Here is a 24,811-nt window from a genome sequence, read left to right on the forward strand (position 1 = left end):
CTGGCCATATGGTCAATCTGACGCGCATCTACACCAGGACCGGCGACCGGGGCACGACGAACCTGGGCGACATGAGCCGGGTCGCCAAGACCGACCCGCGGATCTCCGCGTACGCCGACGCCAACGAGGCGAACGCGGCCATCGGCACGGCGATCGCCCTCGGCGGCCTCGACGAGGAGATCGTCAAGGTCCTCACCCGCGTCCAGAACGACCTCTTCGACGTGGGCGCGGACCTCTCCACGCCGGTCGCCGAGAACCCCGAGTTCCCTCCCCTGCGGGTCGAGCAGTTCTACATCGACAAGCTGGAGGCGGACTGCGACCACTTCAACGAACAGCTGGAGAAGCTCCGCTCCTTCATCCTCCCCGGCGGCACCCCGGGCGCGGCCCTCCTCCACCAGGCGTGCACGGTGGTCCGCCGCGCCGAACGCTCGACGTGGGCGGCCCTGGAGACCCACGAGGAGGTAATGAACCCCCTCACGGCGACCTACCTCAACCGCCTCTCCGACCTCCTCTTCATCCTGGCAAGAACGGCAAACAAGGAGACGGGGGACGTGCTCTGGGTCCCGGGCGGCGAACGCTGAGGCCTCCTCCCGGGGCGCCGGGGACGCTTAAGGGGCGCGGGGAACTGCGCAGTCTTTTGGCTTTTGGCTTTTAGGGGCGCGGGGAACTGCGCGACCAGCCACGACGCACCCGCAGCCACCAACGCACCATCCCCCACCCCTCACCCCCGGCGGAGCCTCACTTCTTGGTGAGGCTCCGCTCCTCCGACGCCCCCTCCCCAGCGGAGCGCTCCGGCGCCTTCTTGGGCCAGATCAGGTACGTCAACGCGATCACCCCATGAATCCCCACGGCCCGCCAAGCCACATACCGCCAGCTCTCCAACGACCCCGTACGCCCCGAATCCCCGACGTACCAGATGGCGACCTGCAACAACACGGTCGCAACCCCCGCCGCCACCACGGACCCCACCCACACCTTGCCCTCGTGCCGCGCACGAGCCATCCCGTACCGCGGCGGCCCGACGGGCCGAGCCGCACCCCCGAACCGATGCGCCGCATGCCCGTCGAGCCACTTCACCGTCCGATGGCCATGCCCGACGGTGTAGCCGATGTACAGCGCGGCCAGCCCGTGCTTCCAGCTCGGCTCCGCCCCGTCCTTCAGGTCCATCGCGGTGACGACCAGCAGCAAGACCTCCAGCAGCGGCTCGCACAACAGCAGGGCCAGCCCCGTACGGGGCATCCTGAACAGATAGCGGAAGGCGAGGCCCGCGGCCAGCAACACCCAGAAGCCGACCTCGCACAGGACGATCAGCGTGACGATCACGACTCGCTCCTCTCGGTCACCCTTCCAGGCTCCCGTCGCCCCGAGCCCCGATCGTCGTCGCCAGTGACGAACCGGCACTGCATCCTTCGATGTAGCCGAGGACCGTCCCCGGGGATCAGGCGTCGGCCGCGCACTCCGTGTTGGATGGAGCCATGGCCGTACGACTCCCCCGCCCCCACCGAGACGACGTGCGCATCGCGGCCGCGGGACTGCTCGGCGGGCTCTTCCTGTACGCGGTCGGTCTTGGTACCCGGCCGGCCGGCGAGCCGCTCGTCCTGTGGTCCGACAGCCGGGCACTGCTGATCCCGCTCGTCGTGATGACGGGCTGCGAGCTACTGCGCCGGACCATGCCGCGCACGGCCCTGCTCGTCGGCACGGTCGCGGTGGTCGCGGACCTGTTCACGCGGGGCAGCCTGGCCACCCTCGTGATGTTCACCGACCTCGTGTACGCGGCGGTGCTGTACGGGCCGCCCGCCTCCGCCCGGCGCATCCCGTGGATCACCGGGCTGCTCACGGTGGCCGGAACGATCGCACCCGTGGCGATCTGGCGTCAGCCAGAAGCCCTACTCATCGGCGCGGGCGTCGGCATCGTGTCGCTGGCACCGGCCGCCACCGGCTGGATCGTCCGCAACCACCGTGACGCCGCCGAAGCGGCCCGCCTCCGTGCCGAACAGACCGCCCTGCTCGCCGAGATGGACCGCAGCCAGGCCGTCACCGCCGAACGCGCCCGCATGGCACGGGAGTTGCACGACATGGTCGCCAACCACCTCTCCGCGATCGCCATCCACTCCACGGCCGCGCTCTCGCTCGACGACCCCGACACCTCGAAGCAGGCCCTCGGCGTCATCCGCGAGAACAGCGTCGAGGGGCTCGCCGAGATGCGCCGTCTCATCGGCATCCTGCGCGACAGCAGCGGCGACACGGAGGCGGTCGCCGCGCCCACCCTCGACGGGCTCGGCGCGCTGGTGGACCAGGCCCGCGCCAACGGCCTCGACGTCGGCCTGGACCGCACGCACACGGCGCTCCCCGCCCCGGTCGAACTGGCCGCCTACCGCATCGTGCAGGAGTGCCTGACCAACGCCCTCAAGCACGCCTCCCCCGGCCGGGTCACCGTCACCCTCGCCCAGCGCGACCACTCCCTGGACGTCCGGGTGACCAGCCCGTACGGCGGTGCCCGGGACGACGGCCCGCGCGCCCCCGGCTCGGGCGCCGGCCTGATAGGGATGCGCGAGCGGGTCGCCCTGCTGCACGGCACGTTCGAGGCCGGACCGGTCGGGGACCCGGCCTCCGCCGACGGCAAGACCTGGACCGTACGCGCCACCCTCCCGATCACCGAAGGAGAAACCGAATGATCCGTGTGCTCGTCGCCGAGGACCAGTCCGCCGTACGCGCCGGTCTCGTCCTCATCCTGCGCAGCGCCCCCGACATCGAGGTGGTCGGCGAGGCGGCGGACGGTGAGCAGGCGGTGGCCCTGGCCCGGGAACTGAGGCCCGACCTCGTCCTGATGGACATTCAGATGCCCCGCCTCGACGGCGTTTCCGCCACCCGCCAGGTCGTCGCCGAGCACCTCGCCGACGTGCTCGTACTGACCACGTTCGACCTGGATGAGTACGTCTTCGGGGCGCTGCGCGCGGGCGCCGCCGGCTTCCTGCTGAAGAACACCGAGGCACGTCAACTCCTCGACGCGGTACGGACGGTGGCGCGCGGCGAGGGTCTGATCGCACCCGCGGTGACCCGTCGGCTGATCTCCGAGTTCGCGGCGAAGCCCGTACGCGAACCGTCGGCCGATCCGTCCGTACTCGACTCGCTCACGCGACGGGAGCGAGAGGTGCTGTCCTGTCTCGGGGAAGGCCTGTCCAACGCGGAGATCGGCGTCCGTCTCGACATGGCGGAGGCGACCGTGAAAACGCACGTCAGCCGCCTGCTGGGCAAGCTCGAACTGCGCAGCCGGGTCCAAGCGGCGGTCCTGGCGCAGGAGTTGGGCGTGTAGGCGGGCGGTCGTTGCGAGCGGCGGCGCGCGTCGGTCGGCGCTTGTAACAAGTAGCCGCCCGACACCCCCGCAGTGGTCTGGACCTATTGACCTATGGTCCAGACCTTTCTATTGTCCTGCGCACCTCATCAAACTCCCCATAGGAGACGCGGATGCGCCTCAGACACAGACTCGGACAGAGAGCCGTGGCAGGGCTCACCACCCTGTTGTTGCCGTTCGCCGCCCTGGTCGGGCTCGCGAGCCCCGCCTCCGCCGCCACGTCGGCGACCGCCACCTACGCGAAGACCCAGGACTGGGGATCCGGCTTCGAAGGCAAGTGGACCGTCAAGAACACCGGCACCACCGCCATCAGTTCCTGGAACGTCGAGTGGGACTTCCCCTCGGGCACCGCGGTCACCTCCGCCTGGGACGCCGACGTCACGAACTCCGGCACCCACTGGACCGCCAAGAACAAGTCCTGGAACGGCAGCCTCGCCCCCGGCGCCTCCGTCTCCTTCGGCTTCAACGGCTCCGGCACCGGCTCCCCCGCCAACTGCAAGCTGAACGGCGGCAGTTGTGACGGCGGCAGTGTCCCCGGCGACTCCGCCCCCTCGGCCCCCGGCACCCCCACCGCCTCCGACATCACCAACACCTCGGTGAAGCTGTCCTGGAGCGCCGCCACCGACGACAAGGGCGTCAAGAACTACGACGTCCTGCGCGACGGCGCCAAGGTCGCCACCGTCACGACCACCTCGTACACGAACACCGGTCTGACCGCCGGCACCGACTACTCGTACACCGTCCAGGCCCGTGACACCGCCGACCAGACCGGCCCGGCCAGCGGAGCGGTCGCCGTGCGCACGACCGGCGGCACCACCGAGCCGCCGCCCACCGGCGACAAGGTCAAGCTCGGCTACTTCACCGAGTGGGGCGTCTACGGCCGCAACTACCACGTCAAGAACCTGGTGACCTCCGGCTCCGCGTCGAAGATCACGCACATCAACTACGCGTTCGGCAACGTCAAGGACGGCAAGTGCGTCGTCGACGACACCTACGCCGCCTACGACAAGGCGTACACCGCCGACCAGTCCGTCAGCGGCACCGCCGACACCTGGGACCAGCCGCTGCGCGGCAACTTCAACCAGCTCCGCCAGCTGAAGGCCAAGTACCCGCACATCAAGGTGCTGTACTCCTTCGGCGGCTGGACCTACTCCGGCGGCTTCACGCAGGCCGCCGCCAACCCGGCCGCCTTCGCCGCCTCCTGCAAGGCCGTTGTCGAGGACCCGCGCTGGGCCGACGTCTTCGACGGCATCGACATCGACTGGGAGTACCCGAACGCCTGCGGCCTGACCTGCGACACGTCCGGCTTCAGCTCGTTCAAGACGCTCAGCCAGGCGCTGCGCACCGAGTTCGGCTCCAACTACCTGGTCACCGCAGCCATCACCGCCGACGGCTCCTCCGGCGGCAAGATCGACGCGGCCGACTACGGCGGCGCCTCGGCGTCGCTCGACTGGTACAACGTGATGACGTACGACTACTTCGGCGCCTTCGACGCGGACGGTCCGACCGCCCCGCACTCGCCGCTGACCTCGTACGCGGGCATCCCGGCGGCCGGCTTCAACTCGGCCGACGCGATCGCCAAGCTCAAGAGCAAGGGCGTACCCGCGAAGAAGCTGCTGCTCGGTATCGGCTTCTACGGGCGCGGCTGGACCGGCGTGACCCAGTCCACTCCCGGCGGCTCTGCGACCGGCGCGGCACCCGGCACGTACGAGGCCGGAATCGAGGACTACAAGGTCCTCAAGAACTCCTGCCCGGCCACCGGCACCATCGCCGGCACCGCCTACGCCTACTGCGGCAACAACTGGTGGAGCTACGACACCCCGGCCACCATCGGCTCGAAGATGACCTGGGCCAAGAACCAGGGCCTGGGCGGCGCGTTCTTCTGGGAGTTCAGCGGCGACACCAGCAACGGAGAACTGGTGAGCGCGATCAACGGCGGCCTGAACTAGCGACCGTCAGCACCAACGGATGAGACCAAGCACCATCAGGCGACATTGACGCGCTGACCGGGCGGGGCTGCCTCAAGCCACGCGAGAAACCCGGTCAGCGCGTCCTCGCTCATGGCCAGCTCAAGGCGCGTACCGCGATGGACGCAGGCGAGGATGATCTGGTCGGCGAGCAGCGCCAGCTCCTCCTCGCCGTCCGGGGTGCGGCGGCCGGCCACCTCGATCGCCGAGCGCTCAAGGACACGGCGCGGGCGGGGCGCGTACGAGAAGATGCGGAACCACTCGATCCGGTCACCGTTGTAGCGGGCGATGCCGTAGCCCCAGCCTTTGCCGCTGGTGTCGCTCTTCTCCGGGGCGTCCCAGCGGAGGCTGCAGTCGAACGTACCTCCGGAGCGCTGGATCAGCCGGCGGCGCAGATGGAACACGAAGAGTGCCACCGCCACCAGCACGACTACCAACCCGCACACAGTCAGAGCGAGGACCATCGACACCGACCTCCTCGTCTCCTAGGTAACGGAAAGGAAAAAAGCACCCGCATCGCCTCAGCCGCGACCCGGTCCGGAGCAAGCTCCGGTCCTGGCCGCGGCTGAGTCACATCTCGTCGCGCGCTGGTTTCAGTGCGTCGACGCCGCTCGCAGACGGACGTCCGCGCGACGCTCGGCGGAGGCATCGCCCTCCGCCTTCGCGCGCTCGAGCTCCCGCTCCGCACGCTGGACATCGATCTCGTCCGACAGCTCGGCGATCTCGGCCAGCAGCGACAGCTTGTTGTCCGCGAACGAGATGAAACCGCCGTGCACCGCGGCGACGACCGTTCCACCATCACTCGTACGGATGGTCACCGGGCCCGACTCCAGCACACCGAGCAGCGGCTGGTGGCCGGGCATGACGCCGATGTCGCCGGACGTGGTACGCGCGACGACCAGGGTGGCCTCGCCGGACCAGACACTGCGGTCCGCGGCGACGAGCTCGACGTGCAGCTCAGCAGCCAAGGTGGGCTCCTCGGGTCACCACCCGGCTCTCGCTGCCGGGTGTTGGGTCAAAGTCTAATGGGCGTGGTGAAGGGGACGGGACGCACCCCGCGAGGCGCGAGCCCGCCCCCTCACCGAGAACACGAGGTTCAGGAGACGCCGAGCTCCTTGGCCTTGGCCTTGAGGTCCTCCAGGCCACCGCACATGAAGAACGCCTGCTCCGGGAAGTGGTCGTACTCGCCGTCGCAGATCGCGTTGAAGGCGGTGATCGACTCCTCCAGCGGAACGTCCGAACCGTCCACGCCGGTGAACTGCTTGGCGGCGTGGGTGTTCTGGGACAGGAAGCGCTCCACGCGACGGGCACGGTGGACGACGAGCTTGTCCTCTTCGCCCAGCTCGTCGATACCGAGGATCGCGATGATGTCCTGGAGGTCCTTGTTCTTCTGCAGGATCGTCTTGACGCGCATGGCGGCGTCGTAGTGGTCCTGCGCGATGTAGCGCGGGTCCAGGATGCGGGACGTGGAGTCCAGCGGGTCCACGGCCGGGTAGATGCCCTTCTCGGAGATCGGACGGGAGAGCACCGTCGTCGCGTCGAGGTGGGCGAACGTGGTGGCCGGGGCCGGGTCGGTCAGGTCGTCCGCGGGGACGTAGATCGCCTGCATCGAGGTGATCGAGTGACCACGGGTCGAGGTGATGCGCTCCTGGAGGAGACCCATCTCGTCGGCCAGGGTCGGCTGGTAACCCACCGCGGAGGGCATACGGCCGAGCAGGGTCGACACCTCGGAACCGGCCTGGGTGAAGCGGAAGATGTTGTCGATGAAGAACAGCACGTCCTGCTTCTGCACATCGCGGAAGTACTCCGCCATGGTCAGCCCGGCGAGGGCCACGCGCAGACGGGTGCCCGGGGGCTCGTCCATCTGACCGAAGACAAGGGCGGTCTTGTCGAGAACGCCGCTCTCTTCCATCTCCGCGATGAGGTCGTTGCCCTCACGGGTGCGCTCACCGACGCCCGCGAAGACGGAGACGCCCTCGTGGAGGTTGGCGACACGCATGATCATTTCCTGGATCAGCACGGTCTTGCCGACACCGGCACCACCGAACAGACCGATCTTGCCGCCCTTGACGTACGGGGTGAGAAGGTCGACGACCTTCAGGCCCGTCTCGAACATCTCGGTCTTCGACTCGAGCTGGTCGAACGCGGGGGCCTTGCGGTGGATGGACCAGCGCTCGCCGTCGTACTGCTCGTCGGTGTTGAGCACCTCACCGAGGGTGTTGAACACCTTGCCCTTGGTGAAGTCACCGACCGGGACGCTGATGCCCGAGCCCGTGTCGGTCACCGCGGCCTGGCGGACCAGACCGTCGGTGGGCTGCATCGAAATGGTGCGGACCAGGCCGTCACCCAGGTGCTGGGCGACCTCCAGGGTCAGAACCTTCTTCTCGCCGGCGTTGGCCGGGTCGGCCACCTCGACGTGAAGGGCGTTGTAGATCTCCGGCATGGCGTCGACGGGGAATTCCACGTCGACGACCGGGCCGATGACCCGGGCGACGCGGCCCGTGGCAACGGCCGTCTCAACTGTCGTCGTCATTTACCTGTCACTCCCCGCGGTCGCGTCGGCCAGGGCTGCGGTGCCACCGACGATCTCGCTGATTTCCTGGGTGATTTCGGCCTGGCGGGCCGCGTTGGCAAGTCGGGAGAGTGAAGTGATCAGGTCTCCCGCGTTGTCGGTCGCCGACTTCATCGCGCGGCGGGTGGCCGCGTGCTTGGAGGCGGCCGACTGGAGCAGCGCGTTGTAGATACGGCTCTCGACGTACCGGGGCAGAAGGGCGTCGAGGACGTCCTCCGCCGACGGCTCGAAGTCGTACAGCGGAAGGATCTCGCCCTTGGACGTGGACTCCTCCGCGACCTCTTCGAGGCTGAGCGGCAGCAGTCGGCTGTCGACCGCTGTCTGCGTCATCATCGAGACGAACTCGGTGTAGACGATGTGGAGTTCGTCCACGCCGCCGTCCGCCGTTTCCTTCTCGATGGCCTCGATCAGCGGAACGGCGACCTTCTTGGCGTCCGCGTACGTGGGCTCGTCGGTGAAGCCCGACCACGACTCCGAGACCTTGCGCTCCCGGAAGTTGTAGTGGGCCAGACCGCGGCGGCCGACGATGTACGTGTCGACCTCCTTGCCCTCCGCCTCAAGACGCGCGGTCAGCTGCTCCGCCGCCTTGATGGCGTTCGAGTTGAACGCGCCGGCGAGGCCGCGGTCGCTCGACAGGAGCAGCACGGCGGAACGCGTCGGCGCCTCGGCCTCGGTGGTCAGCGGGTGCTGGGTGTTCGAGCCCGTGCCGACCGCCGTGACCGCCCGGGTGAGCTCGGTCGCGTACGGCGTGGAGGCCGCCACCTTGCGCTGCGCCTTGACGACGCGCGAGGCGGCGATCATCTCCATCGCCTTGGTGATCTTCTTGGTCGCGGTGACGGATTTGATGCGACGCTTGTAGACCCGGAGCTGGGCTCCCATGAGTCAGGTCCCTTCCGTCGTCACTTGCCCGCAGCGGCAGGGGTGTCCTCGCCGAGCAGCTTGCCGTCCGACGTCTCGAACTGCTTCTTGAAGTCCGCGATCGCGTCGGCGATGGCCTGCAGGGTGTCGTCCGACATCTTGCCGCCCTCCTTGATGGAGGTCATGAGGCCCTGCTCCTTGCGGTGCAGGTACTCCAGGAGCTCCTTCTCGAAGCGGCGGACGTCGGTCACCGGCACCTCGTCCATCTTGCCGGTGGTGCCGGCCCAGATGGAGACGACCTGGTCCTCGGTGGCCATCGGCTGGTACTGAGCCTGCTTGAGCAGCTCGACCATCCGCTGACCGCGCTCCAGCTGCGACTTCGACGCGGCGTCCAGGTCGGAACCGAAGGCGGCGAACGCCTCCAGCTCACGGAACTGGGCGAGGTCCACGCGCAGACGGCCGGAGACCTGGCGCATCGCCTTGTGCTGCGCGGAACCACCGACTCGGGAGACGGAGATACCGACGTTCAGCGCGGGGCGCTGACCGGCGTTGAACAGGTCCGACTCCAGGAAGCACTGGCCGTCGGTGATGGAGATGACGTTGGTCGGGATGAACGCCGAGACGTCGTTGGCCTTCGTCTCGACGATCGGCAGACCGGTCATCGAGCCCGCGCCCATCTCGTCGGAGAGCTTCGCGCAGCGCTCCAGCAGGCGGGAGTGCAGGTAGAAGACGTCACCGGGGTAGGCCTCGCGCCCCGGCGGACGGCGGAGCAGCAGGGACACGGCGCGGTAGGCGTCGGCCTGCTTCGAGAGGTCGTCGAAGATGATGAGGACGTGCTTGCCCTCGTACATCCACTGCTGACCGATGGCCGAACCGGTGTACGGCGCAAGGTACTTGAAGCCGGCCGGGTCGGACGCCGGGGCGGCGACGATGGTCGTGTACTCCAGCGCGCCGGCCTCTTCGAGGGCGCCACGCACGGAGGCGATGGTCGAGCCCTTCTGGCCGATGGCGACGTACACGCAGCGGACCTGCTTGTTCGGGTCGCCGGTGCGCCAGTTGTCGCGCTGGTTGATGATCGTGTCGACGGCCAGGGCGGTCTTGCCCGTCTGGCGGTCACCGATGACCAGCTGACGCTGGCCACGGCCGATCGGGGTCATCGCGTCGACGGCCTTGTAGCCGGTCTCCATCGGCTCGTGCACCGACTTACGGGCCATGACGCCCGGGGCCTGCAGCTCGAGGGCGCGGCGGCCGGACGTCTCGATCTCGCCGAGACCGTCGATCGGGGTGCCGAGCGGGTCGACAACGCGGCCGAGGTAGCCCTCGCCGACGGCCACGGACAGGACCTCGCCGGTACGGGTGACCGGCTGCCCCTCCTCGATGCCGCTGAACTCACCGAGGACGATGGCGCCGATCTCGCGCTCTTCCAGGTTGAGCGCGAGGCCGAGGGTGCCGTCCTCGAACTTCAGCAGTTCGTTGGCCATGGCCGAGGGAAGGCCCTCGACCTTCGCGATGCCGTCGCCGGCAAGGGTGACCGTACCGACCTCCTCGCGCGAGGCCGCGTCCGGCTTGTACGACTGGACAAAGTTCTCCAGCGCATCCCGGATCTCCTCCGGCCGGATCGTGAGCTCCGCCATCTGGGTTCCCTGCTCTCCTTGTTGGGCCCGAAGTTTTCTTGGGGGGTCTGGGGTCAGCCCCCAGGAATCCTCTGCACGGCCCAACCAGGGCCGTATTACTGCGTGTAACTGTTTACGTACGTGTATTGAGTTGCTGTCGCTAGCTCGCCATGCGGCGGCCGACGTCCTCCAGCCGGTCCGCGATGGAGCCGTTGATGACCTCGTCACCGACCTGCACCCGGATCCCGCCGAGGACCTCGGGGTCCACGTCGAGGTTGAGGTGCATCTGGCGGCCGTAGAGCTTCGCGAGGGCGGCACCCAGGCGCTGCTTCTGCGGGTCGCTCAGCGGAACCGCCGAGGTGACGACGGCGACCATGCGGCTACGACGCTCGGCGGCGAGCTTGGACAGGGACTCGAGTCCCGACTCCAGGCTACGTCCCCGGGGCGCGGTCACAAGGCGCGTGACCAGACGCTCGGTCGTCACCTTGGCCCGGCCGCCGAGCAGGCTGCGCAGCAGCTCGCTCTTGGCCGCGGTCGTGGCGCCGCGGTCGGTCAGTGCGGCACGCAGCCCGGTGTTCGAAGAGACGATCCGGCCGAACCGGAACAGCTCGTCCTCGACCTCGTCGAGCGTGCCCGCCTGCTGCGCCGCCGTGAGGTCGGCGGTGTCGGCCAGCTCCTCGATGGAGTCGACCAGGTCACGCGACCGCGACCAGCGGGAGCGCACCAGACCGGCCACCAGATCGGCGGTCGTGCCGCCGACCTGGCCGCCGAACAGACGCCCGGCCAGTTCGGCCTTCGCCTCTCCGGCCTGCGCCGGGTCGGTGAGGACCCGACGCAGTGACACCTCGCGGTCGAGCAGCGCGGTGACGGCGGCCAGCTCGTCGGCGAGCAGCGTCGCGTCCACGGACGTGTTGTCCGTCAGCGCGTCGAGACGCTCTCGTGCGGCGGCCAGGGCCTCGCGGCTCGCTCCGTTCATCGCGACGCCTCAGCCTTCGAAGCGGACTCGTCGAGACCGTCGAGGAACCGGTCGATCGTGCGGCTCTGCCGGGCGTGGTCCTCGAGGGACTCGCCGACGAGCTTGCCGGCCAGTTCGGTGGCCAACTGGCCCACGTCCTGGCGCAGCGCCGACGACGCGGCCTTGCGGTCTGCCGCGATCTGCGAGTGACCGGCGGCGATGATTTCCTCGCGCTGCCGCTGGCCTTCCGCACGCATCTCGGCGATGAGCGTGGCGCCCTGCTCCTGCGCCTCCTGGCGCAGACGCGCGGCCTCGTGCCGAGCCTCGGCGAGCTGAGCCTTGTACTGCTCCAGCACGCTCTGGGCCTCGACCTTCATGGCGTCGGCCTCTTCGATACCGCCTTCGATCGCCGCGCGGCGCTCTTCCAGAACCTTGTTGATGTTCGGGAGAAGCTTCTTCCAGAAGAAGAAGAACACGATGGCGAAGGCGATGGTGCCGACGAGCAGCTCGGGGCCCGGCGGGACGAGCGGGTTCTGCTCCTCCTCGGCCGCCAGCTGTACCAGGTTGGCGATCACATCAGTGCCTTCCGTTGAAAGGTTCGCTCGTCAGGGTTCGTCAGTTGTAGACGAACGGCATGACGATGCCGATGAGGGCGAGGGCCTCACAGAAGGCGAAGCCGAGGATCTGGTTGGCGCGGATCAGGCCGGCCGCCTCGGGCTGACGGGCGAGGGCCTGGGTGCCGTTACCGAAGATGATGCCGACGCCGACGCCGGGGCCGATGGCGGCGAGGCCGTAGCCGATGGAACCGATGTTGCCTTCGACAGCGGCGAGGGTCTCAAGGGCAGCCATGCTGATTCTTCCTTCTCTTTCATGGACCGGCGGGGGTTGGCCACCGGACGTTCTGGGGGTTGGTGGAGCGTCGCGGCTCAGTGGTGCTCGGCCAGGGCGCCCTGGATGTACGAGCAGGCGAGGAGCACGAACACGTACGCCTGGACGGCCTGCACGAAGAGCTCGAAGAGGATCATGACGACGGTCATGACGAAGGAGATGCCGGCCGCCGGGATCATCCAGCTGTTCAGCAGGTACCAGGAGGCGACGGTGAACATCACCAGCATCAGGTGACCGGCGAACATGTTGGCGAACAGTCGCACCGCGTGTGTGAACGGCCGGACCAGCAGGTTCGAGAAGAACTCGATCACCATGACGAGCGGCAGCACCGGGCCGAGCGACTTGTCGTAACCGGTGACGTTCTTGAAGAAGCCGACGAAGCCGTGCTTCTTGAACGTCAGCGAGACCCAGACGATGTAGACGATGCCGGCGAGCACCATCGGGAAGGCGATGATCGACGAGACCGGGAACTGGGCCAGCGGGATCACGGACCAGATGTTCATGATCCAGATGAAGAAGAAGAGCGAGACCATCAGGGGGACGTACTTCTCGCCCTCCCGCTTGCCGAGGGTCTCGTAGACGATGCCGCGGCGAACGAAGTCGTAACCGGCCTCGCCGACCATCTGCAGCTTGCCCGGGACCACCTTCGCCTTGCCGAAGGCAAGTGTGAAGAAGGTGACGACCAGGAGCGTGGTGATGAGCGCGAGCAGCATCACCTTGTTGAACTCGAACCCACCGACCGTGACGATCGGCTTGAACAGGAACGAGTGCAGGCCCGGTGCCGGGAAGCCGCAGCCGTTGTCGGACATGATCCGACAGTTCCACTCAAAGGCGAGCTGGGTCTGGTCAGCACTCACCACGGGCTCCTTCGGCGTGACGCATGGGTACGGCAACCTCGTTGTGTCGGCGCGGCGCGCAGCCGCGGTTCGGCACTGGACTGGTGTTACGGATGTGGGGGCGGCTGGAGGGCATCGAGCCTCGCGCTAGAGCAGGCGTCAGCTCATATGCCCGCGCCCGCGATGCCGCAGTTGGCACCGGACGATAGCAGGATCTCCCACCCGCGCTTATCCCGGCCCTACCCCTCACGACGAGTGCCCCGTCTTTTCGGGCTTGTCGCCCTTCGAGGAGTCGGGTTCGACATAGAGGATCTTGGCCTTCATATGGGCACGCGCCTGGGCGCCGATCCACGCGAGCGTGGCGGCGACCAGCGTGATCGCGAAAGCCTTGGGGTTGAACAGCGTCGTGTTCTTGAAGGCGGCGACGAAGATGAACAGCAGCAGAATCTGTGCCGTATAGAGCATCAGACCCATCGCCTGGAAAAGGTGCGGAAGCGATTTGGCGGTGCGCTGCAGGACGTACAGCCCGATGCCCATGAAGAGGATCACGACCAGCGTCGCGAAGCCCGCCCCGATCGCTCCCTTGCCACCGGCGACCACACCACTGACGACGGCGGCGATCGCGCCGACGGCAGCTGTGGGCACAGCGGCCTGGAGAAGGATCCGGACGTCATTGGACGGCATGGCGGCAACTCCGCTTGCTCAAGGGGGCAGGTGTCGTCATGGACGAGCGTAGTCCCGGACAGAGAGAGAACCTCACCGCCAATGGACCGTCGCACTGCGGTCCTTCGGCTCTGTCCCGGGTTCTCGTGAACCGTATCACAAACTATTTGATGAGGTCTTTACCTGGTTGGTGTGCTCGGCGTCACACATGAGAGTGAAACTGCACGTCTGTGCACTCAGGCGACCAACTTGTCTGGTATTGGGGCGGTTTACGGACGCCGTTGTCGCGGCGGTTCTTGCACGATTCTTACCTCGGGTCAGCGCGACGTACCGGCTTTGCGCCCGTCCAGGAGGCGCGAACGGGATCCAACAGCCGTCGCCCCGTTGACTCCTGAGACTCCGGCGACAACCGGAGTGCGGCGTTCCTCACGTTCACCGTCGACGCCGTCGCAGTCGTCGGCGCGATCGTCGACGCCGTCACCGGCTCCGACGGGTGCCCCGTCGTGCGTCCCGTCACCTGCTGTGGCGTACGCGACCTCGGTCGCGGCCTCCGCCGACGCCTGCGCGGCCCTGCGGCGGCGGTAGCGCGGCGGCACGAAGTGCTCGGCCCAGCGCGGGGCGCGCGGTGTGAAGCGCGGCAGCAGGAGCAGGACCAGGCCCACCGCGCTGAGCGCCATGATGCCGAGCACGATCCACATGGCCCCGGAGTTCACCGAGTAGGCCAGGGCTCCGAAGGCGATCAGCGCCGACCAGAAGTACATGATGAGCACGGCCCGGCTGTGCGAGTGCCCGATCTCGAGGAGACGGTGGTGCAGGTGGCCGCGGTCGGCGGCGAACGGGGACTGGCCGCGCCAGGTGCGCCGCACGATGGCGAGCACGAGGTCGGCCGCCGGGACGGCGATGATCGTCAGCGGCAGCAGGAGCGGGATGTAGACCGGCACCGTCTGGTGCACGGCCTCCTTCTCGGACCCGGCGAAGAGGTTCATCGCGTCCGGGTCGACCTGCCCGGTGATGGAGATCGCACCGGCCGCCAGCACCAGGCCGATGAGCATCGAGCCCGAGTCGCCCATGAAGATCCGCGCGGGGTGCATGTTGTGCGGCAGAAAGCCGAGGCACATGCCCATGAGGAGCGCGGAGAAGAGGGTGGCGGGGGCGGCGGACTCCAGCCCGTACCCGTACCAGATGCGGTAGCCGTACATGAAGAACGCGGCGGACGCGATGCACACCATGCCGGCGGCGAGGCCGTCCAGGCCGTCGGCGAAGTTCACGGCGTTGATGGTGATCACGACGAGCGCGACGGTCAGCAGCGTGCCCTGCCACTGGGTCAGCGAGACCGAGCCGACGCCGGGGATCGGCAGCCACAGGATCGTCAGACCCTGCATGACCATGACGCCCGCGGCGATCATCTGGCCGCCGAGCTTGATGAGGGCGTCGATCTCGAACTTGTCGTCCAGGACGCCGATCAGCCAGATCAGGGCCGCGCCGGAGAGCAGGGCCCGCGGCTCGTTGGAGTTCTCGAAGACCACGCTGAGGTTCGTCAGATGGTCCGCGACCAGCAGGCCGGCGCAGAGTCCGAAGAACATCGCGATGCCGCCGAGGCGTGGGGTGGGTTCCCGGTGCACGTCACGTGCCCGGATCTCCGGCATCGCTCCGGCCACGATCGCGAACTTCCGCACCGGCCCGGTCAGCAGGTACGTCACCGCGGCCGTGACGCAGAGCGTCAGGAGGTATTCACGCACAGGCTTCCCCACAGATCTCGCTGGCCATCTCAGCCCCACACCCTAGCTTCGTGCGCATACGGTTGGGGACTTCCGGGTAGAGCCGATGGTTGCACGAGTGGCTGTGCACCAGTGATCGTCCACCCCTCAGTGGGCGGGATAGGGCGGAAATCTTCCGGTCAGATCCCGCACTTCTTCACGCACCTGGCGTCCGGCGGACTCGTCCCTCAGAGCCGTCGCGAACAGCACCGCGATGCGTGCGGTCTCGGCCTCGCCCATCCCCTGGGTGGTCAGGGCGGCCGTGCCCAGACGCAGTCCTCGCACGTCGGGATGGGGCAGGGCGCAGGTGTCGAGGACCATTCCGGCCGCGGCAAGACGGCCGCGGGCGGTGCGGCCGTCCACCCCGAGCGGTGCCGGGTCGACGGTGAGCAGGTGGGTGTCGGTGCCGCCGGTGGTGACCGCGAGCCCCTCGGCGGCCAGGCCCTGCGCCAGCACCCGCGCATTCGCCACCACCTGATGGGCGTACGCGGTGAACGCCGGTGTTGCCGCCTCGCCGAACGCGACGGCCTTGGCGGCGATCGTGTGCATCTGCGCGCCGCCCTGTGTGAAGGGGAACACCGCCCGGTCCACCCGCTCGGCCAGTTCGCTCCCGCACAGCAGCATGCCGCCGCGCGGGCCCCGCAGCACCTTATGGGTGGTGGCGCACACCACATCGGCGTACGGGACCGGACTGGGCGCCGCTCCCCCGGCGACGAGCCCGATGGGATGGGCGGCGTCCGCGATGAGATAGGCGCCGACCTCGTCCGCGACCTCGCGGAACGCGGCGTAGTCGATGTGGCGGGGATACGAGATCGACCCGCACACGATGGCCTTCGGCCGGTGCGTACGGGCCAGGGTGCGCACCTGCTCGTGGTCGATGAGCCCGCTCTCGGGGTCGACGCCGTAGCCGACGAAGTCGAACCAGCGGCCGGAGAAGTTCGCGGGCGACCCGTGCGTGAGGTGGCCGCCGTGCGGCAGGCCCATCGCGAGGACGGTGTCTCCCGGGCGCAGCAGGGCGGCGTACGCGGCCAGGACGGCCGAACTCCCGGAGTGGGACTGCACGTTGGCGTGATCGGCGCCGAACAATGCCTTCGCGCGCTCCACGGCGACGCGCTCGGCCACGTCGACGATCTCGCAGCCGCCGTGGTGCCGGGCACCGGGATATCCCTCGGCGTACTTGTTCGCGAGCGGCGAGCCCAGCGCCGCCAGCACGGCCGGCGAGGTGAAGTTCTCGGCGGCGATGAGCTGCAGCGTCGTCGACTGCCGCTCCAGCTCCCCGAGCAGGATCTCGGCCAGCTCCGGATCCTGCCGGCCGAGCACGTCGACGGACAGCGGGCCTTCAAGCGTGTGTGCGACCGGCATGGCGGACTCCGGACCTCGACAGGGGAACGCTAAGTCCAATGTAGAACCGTGACCCCTGCTGCGCCCGGTGTTACGCCCGAGCGGCCCACCTGCACACGCCCCAAAGGGGCGCGGGGAACTGCGCGACCAGCCACGACCCGCCCGCAGACGAAATACGGACCTCCCAGCGGAGCGTCACGCGCGTGCGGGCACACCCGTCAACGCCGTGACCACCGGGTCCAGTGCCTGGTTGATCTCGTCCCCCACCGAGCGGAAGAACGGCAGAGGGGCCCCGTACGGGTCGTACACCTCGTCCGCCTCCGCCGTCGGGGCCAGAAGCCACCCGCGTAGAGCCGCTGCCGCGCGGACCAGGGCCCGTGCGCGTTCGACCATGCCGTCCTCCAGGGGAGGCAGGGTCGCGGGGTCTATGGCGCGGACCAGGCGGGTGAACTCCTTCAGGGTGAAGGTGCGCAGGCCCGCCGAGTGGCCCATGGAGATGACCTGGGCGCGGTGGTCGCGGGTGGCCGTGAGGACGAGGTCCGCCCTGATGACGTGCTCGTCCAGCAGCTCACGGCCGACGAAGCCGGAGGCGTCCGCGCCGAAGTCCGCGAGGACCGCCTCCGCGTTGGCCTCCATGGGCGCGCCCTCATGACCCCAGGTGCCGGCGCTCTCCACGATCAGGCCGCCCCACAGGGGGTCGCCGAGCCGGTCCGCCAGGGCATGACGGGTCAGCCGCTCGGTGATCGGCGAGCGGCACACATTGCCGGTGCTGACGTGGAGGATGCGAAAAGAGGAGTCCCCCGAGGCCCCGTCGCCGTAAGCCCCCGTGTACCCCGTCCCCGTACCTATGCCACGCCCCGCGTCAGGGGCTGTCAATTCGCCACCTCGAGGTCGGGGACGACCTTTCGCAGCTCCTCGGCGGACAGGGCGCCCGCCCGCAGGAGCACCGGCACCTTGCCCGTGACGTCGACGATCGACGACGGGACGTTGCCGGGGGTCGGCCCGCCGTCCAGGTAGACGGAGACGGAGTCGCCGAGCATCTCCTGCGCGGCGTCACAGTCCTCGGGGGCCGGGTGGCCGGTCAGGTTCGCGGAGGAGACGGCCATCGGACCGACCTCGGTCAGCAGCTCGATGGCGACCGGGTGCAGCGGCATGCGTACGGCGACCGTGCCACGGGTGTCCCCCAGGTCCCACTGGAGGGACGGCTGGTGCTTGGCGACGAGCGTGAGCGCGCCGGGCCAGAACGCGTCGACGAGCTCCCAGGCCATCTCGGAGAAGTCGGTGACCAGGCCGTGCAGCGTGTTCGGGGAGCCGATGAGGACGGGCGTGGGCATGTTCCGGCCGCGGCCCTTGGCCTCCAGCAGGTCGGTCACGGCCTCCGAGCTGAACGCGTCGGCGCCGATCCCGTACACGGTGTCGGTCGGCAGCACCACGAGCTCGCCGCGGCGGACGGCGGACGCGGCCTCGCGCAGACCCGTCGAGCGGTCGGTCGCGTCGTTGGTGTCGTATCGCCGTGCCATATCAGCAAGCCTCCTCGAACACGCGGGCCCCGTTGGCCGCGCATCTAACGATTTCCACGTCGTCCACACAAGAAGTCGCCGCTGTCATGGCGTCGCCCTGCGGGCGGTCGCGAACCGCGGCCGGTTGTTGAGGTCGGGGTGGTCCGCGGCGTCGGCCCAGCCCCGCTCCTCGGTGAAGATCCACGGCACCTGGCCGCCCTGGGTGTCGGCGTGCTCGATGACGACGACACCGCCGGGCCGCAGCAGCCGGTGCGCGGTGCGCTCCAGACCGCGGATGAGGTCGAGGCCGTCCTCCCCCGAGAACAGGGCGAGTTCGGGATCGTGGTCCCGGGCCTCCGGAGCGACGTACTCCCATTCGGTCAGCGGGATGTACGGCGGGTTGGAGATGACGAGGTCGACCTGCCCGTCGAGGTCGCGGAACGCGTCCAGGGCGTTGCCCTGCCGCAGGTCGACCCTGGATCCCTCGACGTTCTTACGGGTCCACCGCAGGGCGTCCTCGGACAGTTCGACGGCGTGGACGCGCGAGCGCGGCACCTCCTGCGCGAGGGCGAGCGCGATCGCGCCCGAGCCGGTGCACAGGTCGACGATCAGCGGCTCGACGACGTCCATCGCGCGTACGGCGTCTATGGCCCAGCCGACCACGGACTCCGTCTCGGGCCGGGGCACGAACACGCCCGGCCCGACCTGGAGTTCCAGATAGCGGAAGTAGGCCCGCCCGGTGATGTGCTGGAGCGGCTCGCGGGCCTCGCGGCGCGCGATCACCTCCCAGTACCGGGCGTCGAAGTCCGCGTCCTTGACGGTGTGCAGCTCGCCCCGCTTCACGCCGTGCACGAACGCGGCGAGTTCCTCGGCGTCGTTGCGCGGCGAGGGCACGCCGGCGTCGGCCAGCCGCTGGGTGGCCTGGGCCACTTCCGCGAGCAGCACGCCGCGGGGGTTTGGGGGTCGCCCCCCAAGATGTTGCTGCACGCTGGTCCTCCGGGAGCTGTGCTGTTGTCCGTCGAGCGGATGTGTACTGCGCTGGGTACTTCTGCGTACGTCTGCGTACTTCTACGTGCCTTACGCCGCGGCGAGCTTGGCGGCCGAGTCCGCGTCGACGCACGCCTGGATCACCGCGTCCAGATCCCCGTCGAGCACCTGGTCCAAGTTGTACGCCTTGAAGCCGACCCGGTGGTCCGAGATGCGGTTCTCCGGGAAGTTGTACGTACGGATCTTCTCGGAGCGGTCGACGGTACGGACCTGGCTGCGGCGGGCGTCCGCGGCCTCCCGCTCCGCCTCCTCCTGTGCCGCGGCGAGCAGCCTGGAGCGCAGGATACGCATCGCCTGCTCCTTGTTCTGCAGCTGGCTCTTCTCGTTCTGGCAGGAGGCGACGACTCCGGTGGGAATGTGCGTGATGCGCACGGCGGAGTCGGTGGTGTTGACGGACTGGCCGCCGGGCCCGGAGGAGCGGTAGACGTCGATCCGCAGGTCGTTCGCGTGGATCTCGACGTCGACCTCCTCGGCCTCGGGCGTGACCAGCACACCGGCGGCGGAGGTGTGGATACGGCCCTGCGACTCGGTCGAGGGCACCCGCTGCACGCGGTGCACCCCGCCCTCGTACTTCATCCGGGCCCAGACACCCTGGCCGGGCTCGGTGGCGCCCTGGCCGCCCTTGGTCTTCACGGCGACCTGGACGTCCTTGTAACCGCCCAGCTCGGACTCCGTGGAGTCGATGATCTCGGTCTTCCAGCCGACGCGCTCGGCGTACCGGAGATACATGCGCAGCAGGTCACCGGCGAACAGGGCCGACTCGTCGCCGCCCGCGCCCGCCTTGATCTCCAGGATGACGTCCTTGTCGTCGCTGGGGTCGCGCGGGACGAGGAGCAGCCGCAGCTTCTCCGTCAGTTCCTCGCGCTGCTTCTCCAGCTCCTTGACCTCGGCCGCGAAGTCCGGGTCGTCGGCGACGAACTCCTTCGCCGTCTCGATGTCGTCCCCGGTCTGCTTCCAGGAGCGGTACATCGCGACGATCGGGGTGAGCTCGGCGTAGCGCTTGTTGAGCTTGCGCGCGTTGGCCTGGTCGGCGTGGACCGACGGGTCAGCGAGCTTCTTCTCCAGATCGGCGTGCTCACCGATCAGTTCCTCGACCGCCTCGAACATCTCCGGCTCCAATGGACTGTCCCCCGCTCCATGACGGGCGCGGGGACGTAGGTACTACGACGAATGGGGGCTGCACCGCAAAGCGCCGGTCCCAGCGCCCCCTGGACGGAGGCACCGAAGACCGGCGCTGTGGGCTCGCTACTTGTTGTCAGCGGCAGCCTTGGCCTTGCCGAAGCGGGCCTCGAAGCGGGCCACGCGGCCACCGGTGTCGAGGATCTTCTGCTTGCCCGTGTAGAACGGGTGGCACTCGGAGCAGACCTCGGCGCGGACGGTGCCGCTGGAGATCGTGCTGCGGGTGGTGAACGACGCGCCACAGGTGCAGCTGACCTGCGTCTCGACGTACTCGGGGTGGATGTCGCGCTTCAAGGTGTCTCCTAGTTTCGGGAGGGCGCCGGGTCGCTGCCGCGGGCTGCGGAGCGTGAACCGGGGCCGACGTACCAGTCTGCCAGGACTGGGGCCATCCCCCAAAACCGGGGGTTCGCGTTGTGTATTCCCCGCGGGCCCGGTGGGGGTTGCTCGCGCAGTTCCCCGCGCCCCTGAAAGGCGGGGCTGCGCCCCTGCCTTTCATCTTTTAGGGGCGCGGGGAACTGCGCGACAAGCCCCCACCGGCCCGCAGCCAACAAAACCGCCCCCCGCGGAGCGCCTAGCTCACGACACCCTTCGCGTCACCCGTAGCCGCCCCCTTGGTCGCCGACTTCGGGATCGGGCGGTCGTTCTTGAGGGCGTCCCAGACCTGCTGGGACTTGGCCTTGAGGACAAGCACGCGGTTGCCGTCGGCCGGGTCGTACTGGACCGGCATCGTCACCATGTTCATGTTGGACGGGCTGATGCCCTTGAGGCCGTTGGCGAACGAGGCCAGATCCTTGACCGAGTCGAGGTCGGTGTCGGTGGTGACGGTCTTCGTCGCGGTGTCCGCGAGGTCGAACAGCTTCTTCGGGCTGGTCAGTACGCCGATGTCCTTGACCTGCTCGACCAGGGCCTTGATGAACGCCTGCTGGAGCTGGATCCGGCCGAGGTCGGAGCCGTCGCCGACACCGTGCCGGGTGCGGACCAGACCGAGCGCCTGCTTGCCGGTGAGCTGGTGCGTGCCGGCCTTCAGATTGAGGTGACTCTCCTCGTCCCGGATGCTCTTGGTCGTGGTGACCTTCACGCCGCCGAGTTCGTCGATGAGCTTCTGGAAGCCGCTGAAGTCGACCTCGATGTAGTGGTCCATGCGGATGCCGGTCATCGACTCGACGGTCTTCACGGCACAGGCGGCGCCACCGGTCGAGTACGCGGAGTTGAACATCACCTGGGACCCGGCGTCGTGCTCGACGCCCTTGCTGTCGGTGCACCCGGGCCGGTCCACGAGGGTGTCGCGGGGTATGGAGACCACGCTGGCCTTCTTGTGGCCCTCGTAGACGTGCACGATCATCGCGGTGTCCGAGCGGGCACTGCCGTCGTCGACGCCGCCGCCCAGCTCCTTGTTGCCGCCGGAACGGGTGTCGGAGCCGAGTACGAGGATGTCCTGGGAGCCGTTGTCGACGTCCAGGGGCCGGTCGGTGCCGAGTGCCTGGTTGATGTCGACGCTCTTGATGTTGTCGTTGAGCTTGAAGTACATGAACCCGAGGCCGGTACCGCCCAGCACGACGACGCCCGCGGCGGCCCAGGCCGTGATGACGAGCGCCTTGTGGCGCGTGCTCCGCGGCTTGCGGCGGCTGCCCTTGCCTCGACGGCGCGGGGCGCTCGAACCGGAATCCTCCGATGTGCCGGGTTCCGGCATGCTCTCGGCAGACATGTGCTCCTCAGTCCTCGTACGTTCGGTTACCCCCTGCGGTCAGGGCCAGGCGTGGTCATCTGCCGCGACGTCTCTGTCAGGACCCGTCCGGTCAGACGTTGAAACCGGAAAAAGGGTTGCACGACGCGCTGTGACCGCGCTGTGGATCAACGGACACGCTGGGTGAGGGGCTGGACGGACCGTCGAGCGCTCACCTGCGCTTTCGATGGCGGACGGCGTGCTTCCGCGGGCGCGTGGCGCTCCTCACATCTGTGGCGAAGGTCTCTTCACCGCCCATTTCACCGGGACTCCGGCAACTCGAAAAAGGCCGACACGACGGTCGATACGAAGGCCAACGCGAAGGCCAACGCGAAGGGCCACCCCGTTGCGTACAAGGGGTGGCCCTTCGCGGTACCGGCCTGGCCGGCTGTGCTGCCTCAGTCGTTGCCGTTGCCCGGCATCGGCGTCGTCTTCTGGATCTGCAGCAGGAACTCGGCGTTCGACTTCGTCTGCTTCATCTTGTCCAGGAGCAGCTCGATCGCCTGCTGCTGGTCGAGCGCGTGCAGCACTCGGCGCAGCTTCCAGGTGATCGCCAACTCGTCGCTGCCGAGCAGGATCTCTTCCTTACGCGTACCGGACGCGTCGACGTCCACCGCGGGGAAGATGCGCTTGTCGGCGAGCTTCCGGTCGAGCTTGAGCTCGGCGTTGCCGGTGCCCTTGAACTCCTCGAAGATGACCTCGTCCATGCGCGAGCCGGTGTCGACGAGCGCGGTGGCCAGGATGGTCAGCGAGCCGCCGTCCTCGATGTTGCGCGCGGCACCGAAGAAGCGCTTCGGCGGGTAGAGCGCGGTCGAGTCGACACCACCGGACAGGATGCGGCCGGAGGCCGGGGCGGCGAGATTGTACGCACGGCCCAGACGCGTGATCGAGTCGAGCAGTACGACGACGTCGTGACCCAGCTCCACCAGACGCTTGGCACGCTCGATGGCGAGCTCGGCGACGGTGGTGTGGTCCTCGGCCGGACGGTCGAAGGTCGAGGAGATGACCTCGCCCTTCACCGACCTCTGCATGTCGGTGACTTCTTCCGGACGCTCGTCGACCAGGACGACCATCAGGTGGCACTCGGGGTTGTTGTGCGTGATCGCGTTGGCGATCGCCTGCATGATCATGGTCTTGCCGGTCTTCGGCGGGGCCACGATCAGACCGCGCTGGCCCTTACCGATCGGCGCGACGAGGTCGATGATGCGGGTGGTCAGCACGCCCGGGTCGGTCTCCAGGCGGAGCCGGTCCTGCGGGTAAAGGGGCGTCAGCTTGTTGAACTCCGGGCGGCCACGGCCGGATTCGGCGGCCATGCCGTTCGCGGAGTCGAGGCGGACCAGCGCGTTGAACTTCTCGCGACGCTCGCCGTCCTTGGGCTGACGGACCGCGCCGGTGACGTGGTCACCCTTGCGCAGACCGTTCTTGCGGACCTGGGCGAGGGAGACGTACACGTCGTTCGGGCCGGGCAGGTAGCCCGACGTGCGAATGAACGCGTAGTTGTCGAGGATGTCCAGGATGCCCGCGACGGGGATCAGGACATCGTCGTCGGCGAGCTGCGGCTCGTTGGCACCGAACTCGTCGCGGCCGCGACGGCCACGGCGGTCCCGGTAACGGCCGCGGCGGCCGCGGCGGCCACCCTCGAAGTCGTCGTCGTCCTGGGGCCCGTTGTCACGCTGGCGGTCCTGACGGTCCTGACGACCGCCGCCCTGCTGCTGGCCGCCCTGACGGTCCTGGCGGTCCTGGCGCTGCTGGTTGCCGCCGCCCTGGCCGCCGCCCTGCTGCTCGTCGCCCTTGCCACGGCGGTCGCGGTCGCGGCCTCCACGGTCACGGTCGCCGCGGTCACGGCGGTCGCGACGGCCCTGACGGCCCTCGCCGCCGTCACCGGCGTCGCTCTTGGCCTCGCCCTGGGACTGGGCGGGCGTCTCGGCCTTCGGCTCGCTCTTCGCCTCGGCGGTGACCGTCTCGGGGCTGCCGGCCTCGGCGGTCGCGCGGCGCCGGCGGCGCTCGGCCGGGGCGTCGTCACTCGCCGGCTGGCCGGGGATCTCGATCTGCTGCTGTGCCACGGCCTTCTCGGCCTTGGCCTCCGCCTTCTTGTCGGCGGGAGCGGCGTCGTCGCCCGTACGGGCCTTCGAGGTGGCCCGGCGCTTCGGCTTGGTCTCGGTGGCGGTCTCGGCCTTGGCCGGAGCACCCCCGCCCGCCTGCGCCTCCTTGATGACCTCGATCAGCTGGCTCTTGCGCATCCGCGCGGTGCCCCTGATGCCGAGGCCGGATGCGACCTGCTGCAGCTCGGCCAGCACCATGCCCTCGAGGCCGGTACCGCGGCGCCGACGGGAGCCGGCACCGGTGGCAGGCGCGGAGGCGTCCGTGGCGGGCGCGGCAGCGGTCTCCTCGACACGTGCGCCCATCAGATCGGTGGTGTCGCTCACGAAGGGTCCTTCCCTGGAGCGGACGTCGGCCTGTCTGGCTCGGCGACCGGTTGTGCTGTCCGACAGTGGTCCTTGCTGTGTGGACCGTGCCGGGGCGGTGGTCCGCCAAAAGGCGGAGGGAATTTCTGGGATGGC

The 24,811-nt window shown here is 68.8% G+C and carries 24 protein-coding genes; 4 read left to right on the plus strand and 20 right to left on the minus strand.

Annotation, left to right across the window (positions count from 1 at the left end; all coding sequences use genetic code 11):
* Window positions 1–8: 8 nt before the first annotated feature.
* Window positions 9–581, plus strand: coding sequence for a cob(I)yrinic acid a,c-diamide adenosyltransferase (locus ACIBEI_RS35730; protein WP_398894568.1), 573 nt, complete (start codon window positions 9–11; stop codon window positions 579–581).
* A 157-nt stretch (window positions 582–738) separates the two neighbouring features.
* Here the strand turns inward: ACIBEI_RS35730 and ACIBEI_RS35735 are convergent, their stop codons facing one another.
* The gene (locus ACIBEI_RS35735) at window positions 739–1,323 is read right to left on the minus strand and encodes a hypothetical protein (RefSeq protein WP_398894569.1); all 585 of its coding nucleotides are present in this window, start codon (window positions 1,321–1,323) and stop codon (window positions 739–741) included.
* Between the two features lie 152 nt (window positions 1,324–1,475).
* Between ACIBEI_RS35735 and ACIBEI_RS35740 the strand changes: the two genes are divergently transcribed.
* The 3 genes from ACIBEI_RS35740 (at window position 1,476) to ACIBEI_RS35750 (ending at window position 5,301) form a co-directional block, all read left to right on the plus strand.
* Entirely contained in the window at window positions 1,476–2,675 is a 1,200-nt protein-coding gene (locus ACIBEI_RS35740) for a sensor histidine kinase (protein WP_398894571.1), read from the plus strand.
* A complete protein-coding gene (locus tag ACIBEI_RS35745) occupies window positions 2,672–3,313 on the plus strand; it encodes a response regulator (protein ID WP_398894572.1) in 642 nt (213 codons plus the stop codon). Before ACIBEI_RS35740 ends, ACIBEI_RS35745 begins: the two co-directional genes overlap by 4 nt.
* Before the next feature lie 152 nt (window positions 3,314–3,465).
* The gene (locus ACIBEI_RS35750) at window positions 3,466–5,301 is read left to right on the plus strand and encodes a glycosyl hydrolase family 18 protein (protein WP_398894573.1); all 1,836 of its coding nucleotides are present in this window, start codon (window positions 3,466–3,468) and stop codon (window positions 5,299–5,301) included.
* Between the two features lie 35 nt (window positions 5,302–5,336).
* On the opposite strand, the gene ACIBEI_RS35755 is transcribed toward ACIBEI_RS35750, so the two are convergent.
* The 19 genes from ACIBEI_RS35755 to rho form a co-directional block, all read right to left on the minus strand.
* The gene (locus tag ACIBEI_RS35755) at window positions 5,337–5,783 is read right to left on the minus strand and encodes a DUF2550 domain-containing protein (protein ID WP_055614422.1); all 447 of its coding nucleotides are present in this window, start codon (window positions 5,781–5,783) and stop codon (window positions 5,337–5,339) included.
* A 129-nt stretch (window positions 5,784–5,912) separates the two neighbouring features.
* Entirely contained in the window at window positions 5,913–6,287 is a 375-nt protein-coding gene (locus ACIBEI_RS35760) for a F0F1 ATP synthase subunit epsilon (RefSeq protein ID WP_359719296.1), read from the minus strand.
* A gap of 128 nt (window positions 6,288–6,415) precedes the next feature.
* A complete protein-coding gene (atpD, locus tag ACIBEI_RS35765) occupies window positions 6,416–7,852 on the minus strand; it encodes a F0F1 ATP synthase subunit beta (protein WP_398894575.1) in 1,437 nt (478 codons plus the stop codon).
* A complete protein-coding gene (locus ACIBEI_RS35770) occupies window positions 7,853–8,770 on the minus strand; it encodes a F0F1 ATP synthase subunit gamma (RefSeq protein ID WP_200395839.1) in 918 nt (305 codons plus the stop codon).
* A gap of 20 nt (window positions 8,771–8,790) precedes the next feature.
* Entirely contained in the window at window positions 8,791–10,383 is a 1,593-nt protein-coding gene (gene atpA / locus ACIBEI_RS35775; protein WP_398894576.1) for a F0F1 ATP synthase subunit alpha, read from the minus strand.
* Window positions 10,384–10,522: 139 nt separating this feature from the next.
* A complete protein-coding gene (locus tag ACIBEI_RS35780) occupies window positions 10,523–11,338 on the minus strand; it encodes a F0F1 ATP synthase subunit delta (RefSeq protein ID WP_384085855.1) in 816 nt (271 codons plus the stop codon).
* The gene (locus tag ACIBEI_RS35785) at window positions 11,335–11,892 is read right to left on the minus strand and encodes a F0F1 ATP synthase subunit B (protein WP_143636212.1); all 558 of its coding nucleotides are present in this window, start codon (window positions 11,890–11,892) and stop codon (window positions 11,335–11,337) included. The genes ACIBEI_RS35780 and ACIBEI_RS35785 overlap by 4 nt, the downstream gene beginning before the upstream one ends.
* Before the next feature lie 40 nt (window positions 11,893–11,932).
* Window positions 11,933–12,166 (minus strand): ATP synthase F0 subunit C, encoded by a 234-nt coding sequence (gene atpE, locus ACIBEI_RS35790; protein ID WP_143636214.1) that lies wholly within the window; start codon window positions 12,164–12,166, stop codon window positions 11,933–11,935.
* Window positions 12,167–12,243: 77 nt separating this feature from the next.
* The gene (gene atpB / locus ACIBEI_RS35795) at window positions 12,244–13,014 is read right to left on the minus strand and encodes a F0F1 ATP synthase subunit A (RefSeq protein ID WP_398894676.1); all 771 of its coding nucleotides are present in this window, start codon (window positions 13,012–13,014) and stop codon (window positions 12,244–12,246) included.
* Between the two features lie 273 nt (window positions 13,015–13,287).
* Entirely contained in the window at window positions 13,288–13,725 is a 438-nt protein-coding gene (locus ACIBEI_RS35800) for a hypothetical protein (protein WP_200395843.1), read from the minus strand.
* A gap of 296 nt (window positions 13,726–14,021) precedes the next feature.
* Window positions 14,022–15,443, minus strand: coding sequence for an MraY family glycosyltransferase (locus tag ACIBEI_RS35805; RefSeq protein WP_398894577.1), 1,422 nt, complete (start codon window positions 15,441–15,443; stop codon window positions 14,022–14,024).
* Window positions 15,444–15,569: 126 nt separating this feature from the next.
* Complete coding sequence (gene glyA, locus ACIBEI_RS35810) at window positions 15,570–16,823, minus strand: serine hydroxymethyltransferase (protein ID WP_398894579.1); 1,254 nt, start codon at window positions 16,821–16,823, stop codon at window positions 15,570–15,572.
* Between the two features lie 174 nt (window positions 16,824–16,997).
* Window positions 16,998–17,678: a protein-tyrosine-phosphatase gene (locus tag ACIBEI_RS35815; protein ID WP_055614411.1), complete on the minus strand. Its 681-nt coding sequence runs from the start codon at window positions 17,676–17,678 to the stop codon at window positions 16,998–17,000.
* Entirely contained in the window at window positions 17,675–18,322 is a 648-nt protein-coding gene (locus tag ACIBEI_RS35820; RefSeq protein ID WP_055614410.1) for an L-threonylcarbamoyladenylate synthase, read from the minus strand. Before ACIBEI_RS35820 ends, ACIBEI_RS35815 begins: the two co-directional genes overlap by 4 nt.
* 84 nt (window positions 18,323–18,406) lie before the next feature.
* Window positions 18,407–19,246 (minus strand): peptide chain release factor N(5)-glutamine methyltransferase, encoded by an 840-nt coding sequence (gene prmC / locus ACIBEI_RS35825; RefSeq protein WP_398894581.1) that lies wholly within the window; start codon window positions 19,244–19,246, stop codon window positions 18,407–18,409.
* Window positions 19,247–19,378: 132 nt separating this feature from the next.
* Window positions 19,379–20,455, minus strand: a complete 1,077-nt coding sequence (gene prfA, locus ACIBEI_RS35830; RefSeq protein ID WP_398894583.1) for a peptide chain release factor 1 — start codon at window positions 20,453–20,455, stop codon at window positions 19,379–19,381.
* Window positions 20,456–20,593: 138 nt separating this feature from the next.
* A complete protein-coding gene (rpmE, locus tag ACIBEI_RS35835; protein WP_055614408.1) occupies window positions 20,594–20,821 on the minus strand; it encodes a 50S ribosomal protein L31 in 228 nt (75 codons plus the stop codon).
* Window positions 20,822–21,098: 277 nt separating this feature from the next.
* Window positions 21,099–22,232, minus strand: coding sequence for an LCP family protein (locus tag ACIBEI_RS35840; protein ID WP_398894585.1), 1,134 nt, complete (start codon window positions 22,230–22,232; stop codon window positions 21,099–21,101).
* Window positions 22,233–22,648: 416 nt separating this feature from the next.
* Entirely contained in the window at window positions 22,649–24,676 is a 2,028-nt protein-coding gene (gene rho, locus ACIBEI_RS35845) for a transcription termination factor Rho (RefSeq protein ID WP_398894586.1), read from the minus strand.
* Window positions 24,677–24,811 lie beyond the last annotated feature (135 nt).

Origin of the sequence: Streptomyces sp. NPDC050988, from assembly GCF_044456225.1 — a bacterium.
In the GTDB taxonomy this organism is placed as follows: Bacteria; Actinomycetota; Actinomycetes; order Streptomycetales; family Streptomycetaceae; genus Streptomyces.